This is a genomic window from Klebsiella sp. HN106 (assembly GCF_051209435.1).
GTDB lineage: Bacteria > Pseudomonadota > Gammaproteobacteria > Enterobacterales > Enterobacteriaceae > Klebsiella > Klebsiella oxytoca.
This window is the reverse complement of sequence record NZ_JBLURD010000003.1, coordinates 118,335-136,508: the sequence shown is the minus strand read 5'-3', so window position 1 is coordinate 136,508 and position 18,174 is coordinate 118,335. Positions and strand designations below refer to the sequence as shown.

Annotated in this window: 18 protein-coding genes and 1 pseudogene; 15 read left to right on the top strand and 4 right to left on the bottom strand. The window is 56.9% G+C overall.

The window, feature by feature from the left end; all coding sequences use genetic code 11:
• Positions 1-322: 322 nt before the first annotated feature.
• Positions 323-874, bottom strand: a complete 552-nt coding sequence (gene yjgA / locus ACSIPU_RS11610) for a ribosome biogenesis factor YjgA (protein WP_016809342.1) — start codon at positions 872-874, stop codon at positions 323-325.
• 94 nt (positions 875-968) lie between these two features.
• Between yjgA and pmbA the strand changes: the two genes are divergently transcribed.
• From pmbA to ACSIPU_RS11545, 13 genes and pseudogenes are all read left to right on the top strand, one after another.
• The gene (gene pmbA, locus ACSIPU_RS11605) at positions 969-2,321 is read left to right on the top strand and encodes a metalloprotease PmbA (protein WP_032757027.1); all 1,353 of its coding nucleotides are present in this window, start codon (positions 969-971) and stop codon (positions 2,319-2,321) included.
• A 36-nt stretch (positions 2,322-2,357) separates the two neighbouring features.
• On the top strand, positions 2,358-2,744 hold the full coding sequence (gene cybC / locus ACSIPU_RS11600; protein ID WP_004108991.1) for a cytochrome b562: 387 nt from the start codon (positions 2,358-2,360) through the stop codon (positions 2,742-2,744).
• 406 nt (positions 2,745-3,150) lie between these two features.
• Positions 3,151-3,489, top strand: a complete 339-nt coding sequence (locus ACSIPU_RS11595) for a glycine dehydrogenase (protein WP_004108984.1) — start codon at positions 3,151-3,153, stop codon at positions 3,487-3,489.
• An 11-nt stretch (positions 3,490-3,500) separates the two neighbouring features.
• Positions 3,501-3,863, top strand: a complete 363-nt coding sequence (locus ACSIPU_RS11590) for an SFCGS family glycine-rich protein (protein ID WP_004098072.1) — start codon at positions 3,501-3,503, stop codon at positions 3,861-3,863.
• A 2-nt stretch (positions 3,864-3,865) separates the two neighbouring features.
• The gene (locus ACSIPU_RS11585; RefSeq protein WP_004108982.1) at positions 3,866-4,165 is read left to right on the top strand and encodes a DUF4312 family protein; all 300 of its coding nucleotides are present in this window, start codon (positions 3,866-3,868) and stop codon (positions 4,163-4,165) included.
• A gap of 21 nt (positions 4,166-4,186) precedes the next feature.
• A complete protein-coding gene (locus ACSIPU_RS11580) occupies positions 4,187-4,963 on the top strand; it encodes a DUF4311 domain-containing protein (protein WP_004098075.1) in 777 nt (258 codons plus the stop codon).
• Between the two features lie 12 nt (positions 4,964-4,975).
• A complete protein-coding gene (locus ACSIPU_RS11575) occupies positions 4,976-5,620 on the top strand; it encodes a DUF4310 family protein (RefSeq protein WP_016809340.1) in 645 nt (214 codons plus the stop codon).
• A 42-nt stretch (positions 5,621-5,662) separates the two neighbouring features.
• Positions 5,663-6,796 carry an amidohydrolase/deacetylase family metallohydrolase gene (locus tag ACSIPU_RS11570; RefSeq protein ID WP_017145069.1) on the top strand — a complete coding sequence of 378 codons (1,134 nt, stop codon included), beginning with the start codon at positions 5,663-5,665 and terminating at the stop codon, positions 6,794-6,796.
• Complete coding sequence (locus tag ACSIPU_RS11565) at positions 6,780-7,898, top strand: DgaE family pyridoxal phosphate-dependent ammonia lyase (protein WP_004108979.1); 1,119 nt, start codon at positions 6,780-6,782, stop codon at positions 7,896-7,898. Before ACSIPU_RS11570 ends, ACSIPU_RS11565 begins: the two co-directional genes overlap by 17 nt.
• Complete coding sequence (gene dagF / locus ACSIPU_RS11560) at positions 7,895-8,635, top strand: 2-dehydro-3-deoxy-phosphogluconate aldolase (RefSeq protein ID WP_004108976.1); 741 nt, start codon at positions 7,895-7,897, stop codon at positions 8,633-8,635. The genes ACSIPU_RS11565 and dagF overlap by 4 nt, the downstream gene beginning before the upstream one ends.
• A gap of 167 nt (positions 8,636-8,802) precedes the next feature.
• Complete coding sequence (locus ACSIPU_RS11555) at positions 8,803-9,954, top strand: lactonase family protein (RefSeq protein ID WP_064352007.1); 1,152 nt, start codon at positions 8,803-8,805, stop codon at positions 9,952-9,954.
• A gap of 22 nt (positions 9,955-9,976) precedes the next feature.
• Complete coding sequence (locus tag ACSIPU_RS11550) at positions 9,977-11,887, top strand: BglG family transcription antiterminator (protein ID WP_016809337.1); 1,911 nt, start codon at positions 9,977-9,979, stop codon at positions 11,885-11,887.
• Positions 11,869-12,140, top strand: a pseudogene (locus ACSIPU_RS11545) (type II toxin-antitoxin system RelE family toxin); the annotation flags it as partial. The gene ACSIPU_RS11550 and the pseudogene ACSIPU_RS11545, both read left to right, overlap by 19 nt.
• Positions 12,141-12,150: 10 nt before the next feature.
• On the opposite strand, the gene nrdG reads toward ACSIPU_RS11545, so the two are convergent.
• The 3 genes from nrdG to ACSIPU_RS11530 form a co-directional block, all read right to left on the bottom strand.
• Positions 12,151-12,615, bottom strand: a complete 465-nt coding sequence (gene nrdG, locus ACSIPU_RS11540; protein WP_004108967.1) for an anaerobic ribonucleoside-triphosphate reductase-activating protein — start codon at positions 12,613-12,615, stop codon at positions 12,151-12,153.
• A gap of 329 nt (positions 12,616-12,944) precedes the next feature.
• On the bottom strand, positions 12,945-15,083 hold the full coding sequence (gene nrdD, locus ACSIPU_RS11535; RefSeq protein WP_004108965.1) for an anaerobic ribonucleoside-triphosphate reductase: 2,139 nt from the start codon (positions 15,081-15,083) through the stop codon (positions 12,945-12,947).
• 370 nt (positions 15,084-15,453) lie between these two features.
• Positions 15,454-16,197, bottom strand: a complete 744-nt coding sequence (locus tag ACSIPU_RS11530; RefSeq protein WP_004117516.1) for a MurR/RpiR family transcriptional regulator — start codon at positions 16,195-16,197, stop codon at positions 15,454-15,456.
• A 259-nt stretch (positions 16,198-16,456) separates the two neighbouring features.
• On the opposite strand from ACSIPU_RS11530, the gene ACSIPU_RS11525 reads away from it, so the two are divergent.
• Together ACSIPU_RS11525 and ACSIPU_RS11520 are read left to right on the top strand one after the other, a co-directional pair.
• Entirely contained in the window at positions 16,457-16,765 is a 309-nt protein-coding gene (locus ACSIPU_RS11525) for a PTS sugar transporter subunit IIB (protein ID WP_435322034.1), read from the top strand.
• A 79-nt stretch (positions 16,766-16,844) separates the two neighbouring features.
• Entirely contained in the window at positions 16,845-18,152 is a 1,308-nt protein-coding gene (locus ACSIPU_RS11520) for a 6-phospho-beta-glucosidase (protein WP_196557792.1), read from the top strand.
• Positions 18,153-18,174 lie beyond the last annotated feature (22 nt).

Genomic DNA, 18,174 nt, shown 5'->3' with positions numbered 1-18,174 from the left:
AGAGATGGATCAAAGATAAGCAAACTGCTGTTAAAGGCAGCCTGTTAAAGGCGAGGTGATATTATTTAATTCATTAAAATCATGTGATTATAATTTTAATTTTTCAAGGGTGGTGAAAAGAGAGCGGTTGGCTGTCTTGCCGTGTCAGGTTTTATTGTGAAATAAAGGTTAAAATTAAACGCTTATTAGAAATTAAAATGAAAAATTAAAACCAATCAGAATGCAGGGGAAAGGAGAAGGGAGAGATCGATAATGTCGCTTGTACGGGCGGGCGGGTCGCCCGGATCGGGCAAGCGCCGTAATCCGGGGGAGTCATGCAGAATTAGCCTTCGTTTTCGGCCAGTTCACGCAGATACTGGAAGATAAGCCGCGCGGATTTCGGCGGTTTATTACCTTCTTTCTCTTTTTGCGCGTTGCGGATAAGCGAACGCAGCTGCTGACGGTCGGCGTCAGGCCACAGGTTCAGCACTTCCGCAACGGCGTCATCACCATTATCAATCAGACGATCGCGGATCTGTTCAAGCTTATGGAACAGCGCAACCTGCTGGTTGTGGCGGTTCTTCAGCTTGTCCAGCGCCTGACGGATCGGCTCGACGTCACGGCTGCGCAGCATTTTACCAATCAGCTGCAGCTGGCGGCGGCGGCCTTCTTTCTTGATACGCTGGGCGAGCTCAATCGCGTCGCGCAGGTCGGTATCCAGCGGGATTTTATCGAGCGCGTTTTTACCCAGCTCGACCATTTCCGCGCCAAGACGCTTCAGTTCTTCGGCGTCGCGCTTTATTTCACTTTTACTGACCCAGATAATTTCATCGTCTTCATCTTCGACGTCATCACCAGGGACGTCGTCGAGCCAGTCTTCGGGCTGCTTTGTCATCTCAGGCTCCTTAAAAAAGAGACTAATGTTACCAGTTAAGGCGCGCACTGAAAAACGGTTCTCTGTTAGACTTCAGTTAACTCCTTCTTACATTATGGCATTAGCGATGAAAGTCATCTCTCAAGTTGCACAACAGCGTAAGACGCTGGAAGAGGCCGTGACCACGGCGCTGGAACTGGCGGCAGGCAAATCCGACGGCGCGGAAGTCTCCGTCAGCAAAACCACCGGTATCGGCGTTAGCACCCGCTACGGCGAAGTGGAGAACGTAGAATTCAATAGCGATGGTGCGCTAGGCATCACCGTTTATCATCAGAATCGTAAAGGCAGCGCCTCTTCGACCGACCTTAGCCCGCAGGCCATTGCCCGCACGGTGCAGGCGGCGCTGGATATTGCCCGCTACACCTCGCCGGACCCGTGCGCGGGCGTGGCGGATAAAGAACTGCTGGCTTTTGATGCCCCGGATCTGGACCTGTTCCATCCGGCGGATGTTTCCCCGGATGAAGCCATTGAGCTGGCCTCCCGCGCGGAACAGGCGGCGCTGAAAGCTGATAAACGCATCAGCAATACCGAAGGCGGTAGCTTTAACAGCCATTACGGCATCAAAGTGTTTGGTAACAGCCACGGCATGCTGCAGAGCTACTGCTCGACTCGCCATTCGCTCTCCAGCTGCGTGATTGCTGAAGAGAATGGCGATATGGAGCGCGATTACGCTTACACCATTGGCCGGGCGATTGGCGATCTGCAATCGCCGGAGTGGGTTGGCGAAGAGTGCGCCCGCCGCACCCTGTCGCGCCTGGCGCCGCGTAAGCTATCGACGATGAAAGCGCCGGTGATTTTCGCCAATGAAGTGGCTACCGGTTTGTTTGGTCATCTGGTCGGGGCGATTGCCGGCGGTTCGGTTTACCGTAAATCCACCTTCCTGCTTGATGCGCTGGGAACCCAGATCCTGCCGGACTGGCTGACCATTGAAGAGCATCCGCATCTGCTGAAGGGGCTGGCCTCTACGCCGTTTGATAGCGAAGGCGTGCGTACGAAACGCCGCGATATCATTAAAGACGGCATACTAACCCAGTGGCTGTTGACCAACTACTCGGCGCGCAAGCTGGGATTGAAGAGCACCGGCCACGCGGGCGGCATTCATAACTGGCGTATTAACGGTCGCGGCCTGAGTTTTGCAAAGTTGCTTAAAGAGATGGGGACCGGTCTTGTCGTCACGGAACTGATGGGGCAGGGTGTAAGCGGCGTCACCGGCGACTACTCACGCGGCGCATCCGGCTTCTGGGTAGAAAACGGCGAAATTCAGTATCCGGTCAGTGAGATAACCATTGCAGGAAATCTGAAAGATATGTGGCGTAATATCGTGACCATCGGCGACGATATCGAAACGCGCAGCAACATTCAGTGCGGTTCTGTACTGCTGCCGGAGATGAAGATCGCCGGTCAATAACACCTGTGTGCTTAATAATAAAAAAGGAAGTGAGCAATGCGTAAAAAACTGTTAGCGATGCTGGCCGTATCGGCTTTTGCGCTTGGTTCGGCATCGGCTTTCGCCGATCTGGGCGAAGATATGGATACCCTTGCCGAGAACCTGCAAGTGGTGCAGAAAACTTCAGATGCCGGTGAGCTGAAAGCGGCGCTGAATAAGATGCGTACAGCGGCGGTTGACGCCCAGAAAGAGACGCCGCCGAAGCTGGAAGGTAAAGCGGATGACAGCGCGGAAATGAAGGACTATCGTCACGGTTTTGATGTGCTGATCGGCCAGATTGACGGCGCGCTGAAGCTGGCTGACGAAGGTAAAGTCAAAGAGGCTCAGGCCGCAGCGGAAGAGTTTAAAACCACCCGCAATACGTATCATAAAAAGTATCGTTAATCGTCTGCAGGTTTCAGGTATTTCTGCCGGGCGGCGGCTGACGCCTTGCCCGGCTTACCAGACCCCAAATCTAAATCTGAATCCTCGGTCGGTAACCTCAAGCCCTGTTCCTATCCTCAACCTTGATCCCAACCCTTTCCGCTGTCCAGGCAGCCTGGCGGGCGGATAAAAAACCTGTTCCATCACATTTTTGCGTTTTTCTCTTCAGGTCGTTCCGCGCCGCCAGCGCTGCGATTATGTGATATCCATCACGCGAATTTGGCTAAGTGAACACATTCTCTGTGGTTATGTGAAATGAATCACACATGCCGTCGTTCTTTCCACTTCGAAGTGGAAAACAACTCGCTACAAACTCTTATCCCCCGGCATTAGTGTTATCCCCAGAGACATCAACGGGGTAATTCAAGTGAATAACGGAGCGGTAACACACGTCCCAGAGGAGCAGGCCACGCTAACCGAACAGCTGGCCGACAGGATGCTGCAGCAGGTTTTCGCGCTATTAAGCCGCCGCAACATCGTTCCCAACGACGTTCAGGAGCAAATGCTGACTTCCCACGTTCGGGCGATGGCCCATCGGTCAATCAGCGGCGAGCCGCTGCCGGAAGTGGATGCCAGCCTGTTCGAAGAGATCTCAGAAGATTCAATGATGCTGGCCCGCGAAGTGGTCGCGCAGTTCGGCAATCTGCCAGATGAAGAAGCCTGGCTGCTGTCCGTCCACTTCGAAGTCGCGAAAGATAACCTGTAAGGAGCATACAAATGGAACAAATCACCGTTGTTATTGGCGATCGCCTGGGTAAAGGTCAAAAAGTTGCCGCAGGTGCGGAAAAAGCTGGCGCTCGCGCCGTTGTCGTTCCGGGCGTTGCTGCGGATATGAAACTGGGCGACATGATGAAAGCCGAAAACGCTACCTTCGGTATCTCTTTCTGCGGCAGCGGCGGCGCAGGGGCAATCACCGCGCAGAATAAGCATGGCTACAAAGCAAAATATGGCATGCGTTCCGTTGATGAGGGCGTCACCGCGATCAACGAAGGCTACAACGTACTGGGCTTCGGCTTTATGGATAAAGAAGAACTGGGCGAACGCCTGGTGGAAGCCTGGAAGAAGAAATACGGCGCGTGAGTATGAAAGAGCAATTCACCACCACGGTGAGCGTTACCGGCAAAGGCGAGAGCAAAACGCGTGCTTTCGCCGATGCCCTGAACCATGTCCAGGCGGCGGTGATGAAAACGTCGCCGCACATCTTACTGCGTATTGAACCACAGGATGTGGAGGTTGTTCATGCGCGTGAAGCGGTACGGAAAGAGGCATTTTTATTCTTCTTTCTGCGCCGTGAGCGACGGACCTACAGCGTGGAGCTGAACGTTACCGTCACCGTGACCGCCATTAATCTCGATAAAGTGGATTTCGTCACGCAAACCTGATTTTCACCAAAGGGTCAGACTATGTTCCTGATAATTTTAATAAAATCGCTCATCATCGGCGGCCTGGTCGGCGTCGGCGTAGGCGCCGGAGCGGCACGCATGTTTCATGCGCCCACCACGCAGGGGATGGGGGCGTTTCGTACCTTGGGCGAGCTGAATTCATGTGAAGGCGATCCGGCTTCACACTTCTCTTTTGGTCTGGGCTTCTTCTTCAACGCCTGGGCCTCTTCCGTCGCGGCAGGCTCCTTCACTCAGGACGTTGACCACCGCATCATCCCCAACTGGGGGGCGGCAGCGCTGATGATCAAAAACCGCAACGTCGGCGAGACGCTGCACGATCCGAAAAAGATGGCCATCGCTTGCGGCATTATCGGCATGATCGTTGTGGCTTTCCTCAACCTGACCGCCTCTTCAGTACCGGAAGCGCTACAGGTGACGGCGGTCAAAGTGCTGGTTCCGGCGGCAAACCTGCTGGTGAACACGGTGATGCCGGTCATCTTCTGGCTGGCGGCGATTGATGCCGGCAAAAAGTCGGGCTTTTGGGCGACGATTTTCGGCGGCGCGGCGCAGCTGATTATGGGTAACGCCGTCCCGGGCCTGGTGCTGGGCATCCTGATCGGGAAAGGCGTGGAAGAGAGCGGCTGGCACCGCGTCACCAAAGTGATGATGGTAGCAATCGTCGCGCTGTTCGTTCTGAGCGGCTTCTTCCGCGGTTTCGACATGAAGATGATTGAATCCTTCCATCTGACCGTGCCGAACTGGCTGGAACTGATCCACAACTCGCTCAGCGGTAAATAACAGGGGCCTCTCATGGAACAAAATAAAGGTTTTTGGTATGCCGACTGGTCGTTCCCGATCTTTGTTGGTCTGCTCTCCGCCGGCGTTTTTGCCGGGACGCATATGTACTACCTCTACGGCATCGGCGCGTTTAATGAAGTCGCCTTCGTGGCGATGCTGAAAGCGGGAATTGATACCGGTGCCTACGGCGCGGTAGCGGCGTTCGGCGCCAGCTTCCTGTTCGCGCGTATTATCGAAGGCTCACTGGTGGGGATTCTGGATATCGGCGGGGCGATCCAGACCGGCGTCGGCTTAGGCGTTCCGGCGCTGCTGCTCGGCGCGGGCTTTGTTTTCCCGGTCGCCAACTTTGCCGCCTCACTGGTCACTGGCCTGGTGCTGGGGCTCGCCATTGGCTACATCATTATCCTGGCGCGCAAATTCACCATCAACCAGAGCGACTCCACCTACGGCGCGGACGTCATGATGGGGGCCGGTAACGCCTCAGGCCGCTTCCTCGGACCGTTGATTATCCTCAGCGCCATGACCGCTTCTATTCCAATCGGCATCGGTTCCCTGGTGGGCGCGCTGCTGTTCTACATCTGGCAGAAGCCTATCACCGGCGGCGCGATCCTTGGCGCCATGCTTCTTGGGTCAATCTTCCCGGTGGCGATTAGTTAAGTCCTGCGGGCGCCTCGGCGCCCGCGTTAACAGGAGAGAGATATGTTTGATTTACTCCTGCGCCGTGCGCGCCTCGTCGACGATACCCTGACCGATATCGCCATCCGGGACGGTAAAATCGCGGCGCTTGGCGAGATTAGCGCGCCTGCGCGCAAAACCCTTGAACTGGACGGCCGCTATTACGTCAGCGCAGGCTGGATTGACTCTCACGTTCACTGCTATCCGAACTCGCCGATTTACCATGATGAGCCGGACAGCGTGGGGGTTGCTACCGGCGTGACCACCGTGATTGACGCGGGCAGCACCGGTGCGGACGACGTTGATGACTTCTACCAACTGACCCGCAAAGCCGCGACCGAGGTTTATGCCCTGCTTAACATTTCCCGCGTCGGGCTGATTGCCCAGAATGAACTGGCCAATATGGCGAATATTGACGCAGAGGCGGTGAAGCAGGCGGTCAACCGCTACCCGAACTTTATCGTCGGCCTGAAGGCGCGGATGAGCAGCAGCGTGGTGGGTGAAAACGGCATTACGCCGCTGGCGCGCGCAAAGGCAATTCAGCAGGAAAACGGCGGCCTGCCGCTGATGGTGCATATCGGCAACAATCCGCCCGATCTGGATGAAATCGCCGATCTGTTGACCTCCGGCGACATTATTACTCACTGCTATAACGGCAAGCCCAATCGCATTCTGACGCCGTCCGGCGAGCTGAAGAGTTCGATTACCCGCGCGCTACAGCGCGGCGTGCGCCTTGATATCGGCCACGGCACCGCCAGCTTCAGCTTCGAAGTGGCGCGCCGGGCGATTGCCATGGGCATTCTGCCGCACACCATCAGCTCCGATATCTACTGCCGCAACCGTATCGACGGTCCGGTGCGCTCGCTGGCGCTGGTGATGTCGAAATTCCTCGCTATAGGGATGTCGCTGCCGCAGGTTATCGACTGCGTGACCGCCAACGCCGCGGAAGGCCTGCATCTTTCCCATAAAGGGCGGCTGGAAGTGGGCTATGACGCCGACCTGACGCTGTTTACTCTCGCGCAGATGCCAACGGTGCTGGTGGATGCTGAAAAAGAGAGCCTTCAGGCCGACAAGATTCTGCTGCCGCTTGCCGCCATTCGCGCGGGCAAGGGCTATCTGACCGAACAAGGGAGCGCGGAAAATGCCTTCGATTTTTGAGAAATATGATTTAAAGCAGGTCATTAACACCTCCGGACGCATGACCATTCTCGGCGTCTCGACGCCGCGACCGGAAGTCGTGGAAGCCGCGATGGCGGGGATGAACCAGTACTTCGAGATGAAAGATCTGGTCAATAAAACCGGCGCGTATATTGCGAAGCTGCTGGACGTGGAAGGGGCGACCGTTGTCTCCTGCGCCTCGGCGGGCATCGCCCAGTCGGTGGCGGCGGTGCTGGTAAAAGACAGCGACTGGCTGCTGGAAAACCTGCACGTGACGCCGATTGAAAACAACGAAATCGTGCTGCCTAAGGGCCACAACGTCAACTTTGGCGCGCCGGTGGGCACCATGGTAGCGCTGGGCGGCGGCAGGCTGGTGGAAGCGGGCTACGCCAACGAATGTTCCGCCGGGCAGCTGGCGGCGGCTATCACCCCGCGCACCGCGGCCATTCTGTATATCAAATCCCACCACTGCGTGCAGAAAAGCATGCTCAACGTGGCGCAGGCGGCAGCGGTGGCGAAGAGCCATAATCTGCCGCTGATTGTCGATGCGGCGGCGGAAGAAGACCTCCAGGCCTACTATCGCGCCGGCGCGGATCTGGTGATTTATAGCGGCGCGAAGGCGATAGAAGGGCCGACCAGCGGGCTGGTTATCGGCAAAACCCAATACGTTGAGTGGGTCAAACGCCAGTCGAACGGCATTGGCCGGGCGATGAAGGTGGGTAAAGAGGGGATCCTCGGCCTGACCTGCGCCATTGAACACTATCTGACGGCGAGCAAAGAGAGCGGTGAAGAGATGGTGGCGAAGATGACGCCGTTTATTCAGCAGCTTAATACGCTCGATGGCGTCACCGCGCGCGTGGTCTGGGACAGCGCCGGCCGCGATATCGCGCGGGCGGAGATTAAGTTTGATGAAGCGGTGACCGGCGTCAACACCGGCGATCTGGTCAATGCGCTGAAGCAGGGCGAATACGCCATCTACTTCCGTGGCTATAAAGCAAATGAAGGCATTATTGAAGCCGATGTCCGCAGCGTGAACGCGCAGCAGCTGGAGATTGTCTCCCGTCGCATCGCAGAGGTTTTGAACAAGGAGAAAAACGCATGAAACTGACCCCTAATTTTTATCGTGACCGCGTCTGCCTGAACGTGCTGGCGGGAAGCAAAGAGAACGCCAGCGAGATTTATGAGGCGGCGGAAGGTCATGTACTGGTGGGCGTGCTCTCCAAAAATTACCCGGACGTCGCCAGCGCGGTTGCCGATATGCGTGAATACGCGCAGCGGATTGATAACGCGCTCTCCGTGGGGCTGGGCGCGGGCGACCCGAACCAGTCGGCGATGGTCAGCGAAATTTCGCGCCAGGTGCAGCCGCAGCACGTCAACCAGGTATTTACCGGCGTGGCGACCAGCCGCGCGCTGCTGGGCCAGAACGAAACCGTGGTTAACGGCCTGGTGTCGCCAACCGGTACGCCGGGAAGGGTGAAGATCTCCACCGGTCCGCTCAGCAGCGGCGCGCCGGATGGCATCGTGCCGCTGGAAACCGCGATTGCCCTGCTGAAAGATATGGGCGGCAGTTCAATCAAATACTTTCCGATGGGCGGGCTAAAGCATCGTGACGAGTTTATTGCGGTGGCCGAGGCCTGCGCCCGTCATGATTTCTGGCTGGAGCCCACCGGCGGGATCGATCTGGAAAACTACGGCGAGATCCTGCAGATCGCGCTGGACGCCGGCGTGAGTAAAATTATCCCGCATATCTACAGTTCGATTATTGATAAAGCCAGCGGTAATACCCGCCCGGCGGACGTGCGTCAGCTGCTTTCGATCACCAAACAGTTAGTACAATAGCGCCGATTGCCCCTCCACCCCGGCCCTCTCCCTGACAGGGAGAGGGAGAAAAGCAGAGACGGAGCCTTTTGCGCCGATCGCGCGAAGAAATACCGAACTGCGCCCTCGGCCCTATGGGCGAGGATTAGGGTAAGGGGAAACCTCCACCGAACCATCAAGGAGTCACCATGCCAACCGCTCGTCACCTGCTTGTTGCTTCACTCTCTCTGCTTGCCGCCGGCGCCGCTGCGCAAACCCAGTACGCCTGGGTCGGTACCTACAACCCCAATGGGGAAGGCCTGTATCGCTTTACCGTCGATAACCAGACTGGGGAACTGCGCGATAAAGCGCTGGTCGCTAAGCTACCTAACCTGGCCCAGCTCACCGTTTCGGCGGATGGCAAAACCCTGTACGCCGCCAGCGAAGTGGAAAAGGGTGTGGTGCAGGCGTGGCGCATCGGCAGTAACGGCGAACTGCGTGAGCTGAATCAGGTCGCTTCCGGCGGCGCCGGGCCGGTTTATCTCTCCCTGACTTCCGATGGACGCCATCTGCTGGTGGCAAACTACGTCAGCGGTAGTATCGCCGTGCTGCCGGTGAAAGAAGATGGTAACCTGGGCGAGGCGGTGGACGTGCATCAGGATCAAGGCCCTGCGGGTGCGGAACGCCCGGCGGCAGCCGTCGAAGGCAGTTTTGCCATTAGCGATCATAACGGCCCCCACGCCCATATGATCGCCGCCGATCCCAGCGGTAAGTTCGTTTACTCCACCGACCTCGGGCTGGATCGGATCTATCAGTACCGGCTGGATAACGCCACCGGGAAGCTAACGCCGAACGATCCGCCGTTTATTGCGGCCTCATCTCCCGGCGCCGGACCGCGCCATTTTGTGTTTACGCCGCAGGGCGACGGGCTATGGTTAATTAACGAAGAGGCGTCGACGCTCACTTTCTATCATCTCGATAAGCAAAGCGGCCTGTTGCGCGAGGGGAAAACGGTCTCGGCGCTGCCGGAAGCGTATAAGGGCACCAGTTTTGCCGCCGGTCTGGTTCTGAGCCGCGACGGCAAGCAGCTGTACGTTGCTAATCGACTGCATAACAGCATCGGCCACTTTACGGTGCTGGCCGACGGCAGCCTGCGCCATCAGGACGATATCTGGACCCGCGGCGACTATCCGCGCACGCTGACGCTCGACAGTCAGGGGCAGTGGCTGTACGTCATGAACCAGCGTAGCGACAACATCACCCGCTTTCGCGTCGCGCCGAAGGATGGCAGGCTGACGTTCTCTCCGGACTATACCCCAGTTGGCAGCCCGTCGCAGATGGTGATATCCGCTCAACCCTGAGCCGTAAGAAAAAGGAACTGACATGCGATTTCCCAATCAACGTTTAGCGCAGCTGTTTACCCTGTTGCAAAACGAAACGCTGCCCCAGGAGGAGCTGGCGCAGCGGCTGTCGGTTTCTACTCGCACGGTGCGCGCGGACATCACCGCGTTGAACGCGCTGCTGCAGCACTATGGCGCGCAGTTTATCCTCACCCGCGGCAGCGGTTATCAGCTGGTGATTCACGATCCGTCGCGCTATCAGACGCTGGCAGAGAGTGCGCCGAAAGCGCAGCATATCCCGCGAACCGCGGCGGATCGCATCCACTTTTTGCTGGTGCGCTTTTTAACTTCCGCTTTCTCAATCAAGCTGGAGGATCTGGCCGATGCGTGGTTCGTCAGCCGCGCTACCTTACAGGGCGATATGGTTGACGTACGCGAGCGCTTTCAGCGTTATCAGCTCACCCTCGAGACCCGGCCACGTCACGGTATGAAGCTGTTCGGCAGCGAGGTCTCCATTCGCGCCTGCCTGACCGATCTGCTGTGGGAGCTAAGTCAGCAGGGGCCGCTGAACCCGCTTATCGGTGAAGAAGCGTTTGATGCCAGCGTACCGACGCTGCTGGCTGGCGTGCTGCAGGAAACGCTAACCCGCCATCACGTTCGCCTGACCGACGCCGGGGAGCGCTTTATTTGCCTGTACGGCGCGGTTGCCGTGCGCCGAGTGAGCGAAGGATATCCTTTAGCCGATTTTAGCGCCGAGGATGTCGCGCAAAACGTACGCGATGCCGCCCGCGAGCTGGCAAATACGATGCAGCAGCTGGCGGGCAAACCGCTTGCTCCGGCGGAAGAGGAGTGGCTGTGCGTCCACCTTGCCGCCCGCCAGGTGCAGGATGTCGATCCGGGGACTATCAGCGCCGACGACGACGAAGCGCTGGTGAACTACATCCTGCGCTATATCAATCAGCAATATAACTATAATTTGCTGGAGGATGCCCAGCTGCATGCGGATTTGCTGACCCATATTAAGACCATGATCACCCGCGTGCGCTACCAGATAATGATCCCCAACCCGCTTCTGGAAAATATCAAACAGCACTACCCCATGGCGTGGGACATGACCCTGGCGGCGGTATCCAGCTGGGGAAAATATACCCCCTACGCCATCAGCGAAAACGAGATCGGCTTTCTGGTGCTGCATATCGGCGTCGGGCTGGAGCGCCATTACAATATCGGCTACCAGCGCCAGCCTCAGGTGCTGCTGGTCTGCGATACCAGCAACGCGATGGTGAGGATGATTGAAGCCATCCTGCAGCGTAAGTATCCGCAGCTGGAAATTGCCGCCACCCTCTCGCAGCGCGAATATGAACAGCGGGAAGAGATCGCGGAAGATTTTGTCATTTCCACCGTGCGCATCAGCGAGAAAGATAAGCCGGTAGTTACCATTGCGCCATTTCCTACCGACTACCAGCTCGACCAAATCGGCAAGCTGGTGCTGGTGGACCGCACCCGTCCCTGGATGCTGAATAAGTATTTTGATGAGACCCACTTTCAGGTGATAGATACCCCGATGGATCAGCAGGCGCTGTTTGCTACGCTGTGCCAGCAGCTGCAGCAGGAGGGGTTTGTCGGGGCGGAGTTCCATGATTCGGTCGCGGAGCGTGAGGCTATCGTCAGTACCATGCTTGGCGACGGGATCGCGCTACCTCACGCCCTCGGGCTGCTGGCAAAAAAGACCGTGGTTTATACCGTGATTGCGCCGCACGGCATCGCCTGGGGCGATGAAACCGCGCATATCATCTTCCTGCTCGCCATCAGTAAAAGCGAGTATGAAGAGGCGATGGCGATCTACGATATTTTCGTCACCTTCCTGCGCGAGCGCGCAATGACCCGCCTTGCTGCCACCCGCAGCTTTGCTGAGTTTAAAGCGGTGGCCATGGAGTGCGTCAGCCGGTTTTGAGATGCGCTGCCAGAGAATGGTATAAGCTGGGTGAAACCGTAAAAGAGCAGTTCAAAAGTCAGCTGGCGGTTGTGCTGGAGAACCTTCATATTGAATCTTCGCGGCTGACCCGACTGCTATAAAATTCAGCTGAAATCAGCGGGATACCGACTGGTGTATCAGGTTCGGGATGAGGTGGTGATTGAAGGTTTAGGTTATTCCTGTGGGAAAACGAGAAAAACTAGCCGTCTATCGGAACGTCAATAAACGGCTGTCGCGAGAGGCTATCTCAGGTGATGCACAACCTGATTGCTGCTGCCGCGCCAGATTAGCGCCGGGTCTTTGAGATCCTGCACAAATTTGCCATCAACCAGTACGTTGATGAGATCCACCACCTGCATCTGCGCGTCGTTAAGTTCGTCCAGCTTGTAGCCGGTCCATACCCAGATATCTTTGCCGGGGCACTCGGCGCGAACGCGCTGCACCAGCTTAAGGATCTCCGGCACGTTCTGCGGGTGCAGCGGGTCGCCGCCGGAAAGCGTGATCCCCTGGCGCCTGATGCGCGTATCGTTGAGGTCAGCAATGATGCGGTCGGCTATCTCGGCGGTAAACGGCATGCCGGAGTTCAGCCGCCAGGTGCTTTTGTTGTAGCAGCCGGGGCACTCGTGAACGCAGCCGGAAACGAACAGGGTGCAGCGGGTGCCCGGACCGTTAACAATATCTACCGGGTAGTACTGATGGTAATTCATTTTTCGCTTCTCAATTAACGCCATAGCCGTGTTGGCTGCGCTCGCTCACCCCATTCACGTACTTAATGTACGCTCCCGGGGATTCCCTCGTTTACCGCCTTGCTCTGACGCTAATTGCTTTGCGAAAACGGAGGGGCTGTGCATTTGTAAAGGGAACAACTCCCGGCGTCGCTGCGCTCGACCGGGCTACGAAAAGCCGCATACGCGGTTGTAGCCCGGATGAGGCGCTTTGCGCCGCGATCCGGGAACGGCTCTTTAGTGGCCAAACGGCTACGGGGCCGGCCCCCTCTCCCCGTTGGGGAGAGGGGGAGGGGCTAAACCACCTGGAATTAACCGATCTGCCCGTTGCCCAGATGCTTCACGCGGCGCTTCACTTCTTCCTGCTTGCCGGCGTTGAACGGGCGGGCGTCCGGGCTTCCGAGATAACCGCATACCCGGCGGGTTACCGACACGCGAGAGGCATCGTGGTTGCCGCATTTCGGGCAGGTGAAGCCTTTGCTGGTACACTCGAACTCACCGGTAAAACCGCACTCGTAGCACTCATCGATAGGCGTATTGGTCCCGTAATAGGGCACGTGCTGATAGCTATAATCCCACACGTCTTCCAGCGCCCGCAGGTTGTGCTGAATATTCGGGTACTCGCCGTAGCAAATAAAGCCCCCGTTAGCCAGTGGCGGGTAAGGCGCTTCAAAATCGATTTTATCGTACGGGTTCACCTTCTTCTCCACATCGAGGTGGAAGCTGTTGGTGTAATACCCTTTGTCGGTGACGCCTTCGATCACGCCGAACTCAGCGGTGTCCAGACGGCAGAAGCGGTCGCAGAGATTTTCGCTCGGCGTGCTGTACAGGCTAAAGCCGTAGCCGGTCTCGTCTTTCCACTGGTCTACCGCTTCGCGCAGACGCTGAACGATGGCGACGCCTTTTTCACGCAGCGCTTCGCTATCGTACATAGGCTTATTGCCGAACAGCGCGTTGATGGTTTCATGGATACCGATATAGCCAAGAGAAATCGACGCGCGGCCGTTTTTGAAAATCTCCGAAACGTCGTCATCCGCTTTCAGGCGCACGCCGCAGGCCCCTTCCATATACAGAATCGGCGCAACGCGAGCCTTCACTCCTTCCAGACGGGCGATGCGGGTCATCAGCGCTTTACGCGCCAGCTGCAGACGCTCATCCAGAAGTTTCCAGAACACAGCTTCGTCGCCGCGGGCTTCCAGGGCAATACGCGGCAGGTTGAGGCTGATAACGCCGAGGTTGTTGCGGCCATCGTGCACCTGTTCGCCGTCCTCGTTTTCCCACACGCCGAGGAAGCTGCGGCAGCCCATCGGGGTTTTGAACGAGCCGGTCACCTTCACGACCTGATCGTAGTTGAGGATATCCGGATACATGCGCTTGCTCGCGCACTCCAGCGCCAGCTGTTTAATGTCGTAGTTCGCGTCGCCAAACTTATGGTTCAGGCCGTCGCGAATGGCGAAGACCAGCTTGGGGAACACCGCCGTTTTGCGATTTTTACCGAGTCCCGCGATGCGATTGCGCAGAATGGACTGCTGAATCAGACGCGATTCCCAGCTGGTACCGAGGCCGAAACCGAAGGTGACGAACGGCGTCTGACCGTTGGCGGTATGCAGGGTGTTCACTTCATATTCCAGCGACTGGAAGGCGTCGTAGCACTCTTTCTCGGTGCGGGAACGGGCATAACCTTCGGCGTCGGGGATTTGCCACTCTTCGGCAATTTTACGGTGCTTATTGAAGCTTTCGGTAACAAACGGCGCCAGCACTTCATCGATGCGGTTGATGGTCGTGCCGCCATAAATATGGCTGGCGACCTGCGCGATAATCTGCGCCGTTACCGCGGTGGCGGTAGAGATGGACTTCGGCGGCTCAATCTCGGCGTTGCCCATTTTAAAACCCTGCGTCAGCATGCCTTTAAGATCGATCAGCATGCAGTTGAACATCGGGAAGAATGGCGAATAGTCGAGATCGTGATAGTGGATCAGGCCGCGCTCGTGCGCCATCACTACATCATGCGGCAGCAGGTGCTGACGCGCATAGTGTTTAGCCACGATACCCGCCAGCAGATCGCGCTGGGTAGGAATAACTTTACTGTCTTTGTTGGCGTTCTCGTTGAGTAACGCCGAGTTGGTCTGCTCAACCAGGCCGCGAATTTCCTGGTTCAGACGACCGCGTTTTTCACGCTGGCTATCGCGGTCGTGGCGATATTCAATGTAGGCACGCGCCAGCTGCTTGTAAGGGCCGGACATCAGCTGATTCTCAACGGCGGTCTGGATCTCGTTGATATCAACCTGGGTGCGGCCCTGCATTTGCTGGCTAACGACTTCTGCGACGGTGGCGCAATAGTCTGCGTCATCGACTCCCGCTGCTTTAGCTGCACGTAGAATTGCTTCATTAATGCGCTCTGACTTGAACGGCACTTTACAGCCATCGCGTTTCATCACATGCGGTGTCATGATCACTCCATACTTTTTATAGAACAGGTTATCCACAGAGGCGGAAGGTTAACCGAAGTCCCGGGGCGCTATAGCTGCCGCCGTTTCCCTCCGATCCCGGCCCTTTTTATCCACATCCCATCACCGCCCGGGTACGATGGGTTGTGGTGACATAATAGACTATTAATACAATATGTGGGGCCGGGGCGCATTTTAAGTTCTATATGTAGTGCTTTGCATCAAAGATGTTTGCAATTTTATTGATGCAGAACAAAGTAAAAAGAGGAGAGCAGGAATGATGGGCGCTTGCGCTTAATGTAAATTTATCCGCTTATAAAATAAGCAAAAATGGGGCCTGAACGCAGGAAATTCAGGCCCGATAGGGATAACGTCAGGCGAGCAGCGCGTCGTTAAGCAGGTCGACCAGCAGCAGCAGGGCGTAGCGGGCGGCTTGTGCATTCTCGGGCAGGGGCAGCAGCGCGGAGGCCATATTGCTTAATGAATGGTCGGCGGGAGTGAGGGCGAAAATTGTCGCTTCTTGTACCCGGGCCAGCAGGGTCGCGCCCTGCAAAATCGCATCGGCCTCGCCGGTTGCCAGCACCAGCAGAAGATGATCGTCACTAAGGGTACTGGCTATCATGCGCATCAGGGCGCTGTCCTGGCAGAGATTCATCACGATCCCGATGGAGAGCAACTGGTGCTGGAGCAGCGTGGCCAGCGCAATATCCTGTGCGCCAAGGGCGAAACAGTGTACGGCGCGGGCATTTTGCAGACGCGTGCGCAGCTTTTGCAGCGTAGATTCGGGGGTGCTTACCAGCTGTTGTTCCAGACTTGTGCTAATCAGGCTTAATTTGTTGCGCCACGCGGCGGGCAGCGCGGCGCTCTCTTCGTTTAGCCAACCGGTGCGCCGTTCGCAAGCCTGCGCCAGCTGCTTACGCAAATCACGAATATCCTCGCAGCCTACGGAGCGGGCAAAGCGGGTAATCGTGGCTGCGCTCACGCCAGCGCGCGCCGCCAGTTCATCAATCGAGGCGCTGGCGGTAAAACTTAAATTCTGCAGAATAAATGCCGCGACCTTCGATTCCTGAGCGCTTAAGCGAGTCATGCCTTCCTGTAACTGTCCTACGATATCCATGCTTTCAGCCTCTCTCTGCCACCGCCAGATTGAAAATATTTTTCAAATAATGATGACTCTTTATACCACTTAATCACGCGTAATGCCTGGGATTATTGCTGGTTCGGCTTTTTATGGGCAATTATAAGGGTGAAAAATAACGCCTCGATCACGTACATGAAAAAAATTTTCATATAGCCTTCTTCTGTACCCGCACCTCGCCCTATAGTCGATGGTGCCTGTTTAGCACTCGCTCAAGCAAAACCCATGGGGAGGAATTATGCCACGTATTGTCCTGTGCTGCGCCGCCGGAATGTCCACCAGCATGCTGGTTAACAAAATGAAAGCCGAGGGGCAACAGCGCGCGCTGGCGCTGGAGATTTACGCTGTACCCGTCGCCGAGTTTGAGCGCGAGTTGCCCAATGCCGACGTGATTTTGCTGGGGCCGCAGGTGAAATATGAAGCGGCCCGGTTGACGGAGCTTGCTGCCCCGCACGGAAAAGCCGTGGCGGTGATCGACATGGCGGATTACGGCATGATGCGCGGGGCCGCCGTACTGGATAAAGCGCTCGCTCTGCTGAACCACTAACGCTTTCCCATCAACGCGTTCATTTCGCAAAGCCACTGCGGCCTTGCGCGGGGATCTGTACGCCAAAAATGAGGCCACTATGCAAGCATTGAAAATAGCTGTAATCGGCGGCGGCAGCAGCTATACGCCGGAACTTATCGAAGGCATCATCCTTCGCCATCAGCAGATTCCGGTCACGGAGCTGGCGCTGGTCGATGTTGACGCCGGGCGCGAGAAAGTGGCGATTATCGCCGCGCTGACCCAACGTATGTTTAAGCGCCATGGCCTCGAACAGGTTAAGGTCAGCGTGCATTTCAGCCTGGATGAGGCCATTCGCGGCGCTAAATTTGTGCTGACTCAGCTGCGGGTTGGTCAGCTGGCGGCGCGGGCGGCGGATGAGCGTCTGGGGCTGAAGTATCAGCTGCTGGGCCAGGAAACTACCGGCGTCGGCGGATTTGCCAAAGCGCTGCGCACTATTCCGGTGATTTTACAGGTTGCCCGCAAGGTGGAAGCGCTGGCGCCCGATGCCTTTATCCTCAATTTTACCAATCCGGCCGGGATTGTGACGGAAGCGGTGAGTCGCTACAGCAGCGCCAAAATCATCGGCCTGTGCAACGTGCCCATCAATATGCAGCATATGATTGCCGGAATGCTGGACGCAAAAGAAGAGGAGGTTCGGCTGAGCTTCGCCGGGCTGAATCATATGGTCTGGGTACACAAGGTGATGCAGGGGCGGGAAGAGGTGACCAGCAACGTCATCGACATGCTGTGTGACGGTCAATCGCTCTCGATGAACAATATTCAATCGCTGCCGTGGCCGGCGGAGTTTCTGCGGGCCCTGAAGGCGATCCCCTGTCCCTATCATCGCTATTACTGGCTGACGCCGGCGATGCTGGCGGAAGAGATTGAAGCGGCAAAAACCAAAGGCACCCGCGCAGAGCAGGTGATGAAGGTGGAACAGGAGCTGTTTGATATCTATGCCCGGCCCGATCTGGATGAAAAGCCCGAACAGCTGAGCTTCCGCGGCGGTGCGTACTACTCCGAAGTGGCGGTGGAGCTGATTAACGCCATCTACAACAATCTTGGCAAGGAGATGGTCGTCAACACCCGCAACAACGGCGCGATTCACGGCTTCGATGATGATGCGGTGGTGGAAATTAACAGCATTATTGACGCGCAGGGCGCACGACCGCTGGCCTTTGGCGCGCTGCCGCCGATCATGAACGGACTGACGCAACAGGTGAAAGCCTTCGAGCGCTTGACGATTGAGGCCGCGGTCCACGGCTGCCGGGATAGCGCGCTGCTGGCGCTGGTGAGTAACCCGCTGGTCGGGAATGTGACCGATGCCCGGGCGCTGCTTGATGAGGTGTTAACCATCAACCGCCCCTGGTTAACGCAGTTTAACTAAACTTTTCCGCCTTCGGGGATAC

Bases quoted from the DNA above. Each gene is read 5' to 3' on its own strand.
- yjgA (WP_016809342.1), bottom strand. From the start codon at position 874: ATGACAAAGCAGCCCGAAGACTGGCTCGACGACGTCCCTGGTGATGAC.
- pmbA (WP_032757027.1), top strand. From the start codon at position 969: ATGGCATTAGCGATGAAAGTCATCTCTCAAGTTGCACAACAGCGTAAG.
- cybC (WP_004108991.1), top strand. From the start codon at position 2,358: ATGCGTAAAAAACTGTTAGCGATGCTGGCCGTATCGGCTTTTGCGCTT.
- ACSIPU_RS11590 (WP_004098072.1), top strand. From the start codon at position 3,501: ATGGAACAAATCACCGTTGTTATTGGCGATCGCCTGGGTAAAGGTCAA.
- ACSIPU_RS11585 (WP_004108982.1), top strand. From the start codon at position 3,866: ATGAAAGAGCAATTCACCACCACGGTGAGCGTTACCGGCAAAGGCGAG.
- ACSIPU_RS11580 (WP_004098075.1), top strand. From the start codon at position 4,187: ATGTTCCTGATAATTTTAATAAAATCGCTCATCATCGGCGGCCTGGTC.
- ACSIPU_RS11575 (WP_016809340.1), top strand. From the start codon at position 4,976: ATGGAACAAAATAAAGGTTTTTGGTATGCCGACTGGTCGTTCCCGATC.
- ACSIPU_RS11570 (WP_017145069.1), top strand. From the start codon at position 5,663: ATGTTTGATTTACTCCTGCGCCGTGCGCGCCTCGTCGACGATACCCTG.
- ACSIPU_RS11565 (WP_004108979.1), top strand. From the start codon at position 6,780: ATGCCTTCGATTTTTGAGAAATATGATTTAAAGCAGGTCATTAACACC.
- dagF (WP_004108976.1), top strand. From the start codon at position 7,895: ATGAAACTGACCCCTAATTTTTATCGTGACCGCGTCTGCCTGAACGTG.
- ACSIPU_RS11555 (WP_064352007.1), top strand. From the start codon at position 8,803: ATGCCAACCGCTCGTCACCTGCTTGTTGCTTCACTCTCTCTGCTTGCC.
- ACSIPU_RS11550 (WP_016809337.1), top strand. From the start codon at position 9,977: ATGCGATTTCCCAATCAACGTTTAGCGCAGCTGTTTACCCTGTTGCAA.
- nrdG (WP_004108967.1), bottom strand. From the start codon at position 12,615: ATGAATTACCATCAGTACTACCCGGTAGATATTGTTAACGGTCCGGGC.
- nrdD (WP_004108965.1), bottom strand. From the start codon at position 15,083: ATGACACCGCATGTGATGAAACGCGATGGCTGTAAAGTGCCGTTCAAG.
- ACSIPU_RS11530 (WP_004117516.1), bottom strand. From the start codon at position 16,197: ATGGATATCGTAGGACAGTTACAGGAAGGCATGACTCGCTTAAGCGCT.
- ACSIPU_RS11525 (WP_435322034.1), top strand. From the start codon at position 16,457: ATGCCACGTATTGTCCTGTGCTGCGCCGCCGGAATGTCCACCAGCATG.
- ACSIPU_RS11520 (WP_196557792.1), top strand. From the start codon at position 16,845: ATGCAAGCATTGAAAATAGCTGTAATCGGCGGCGGCAGCAGCTATACG.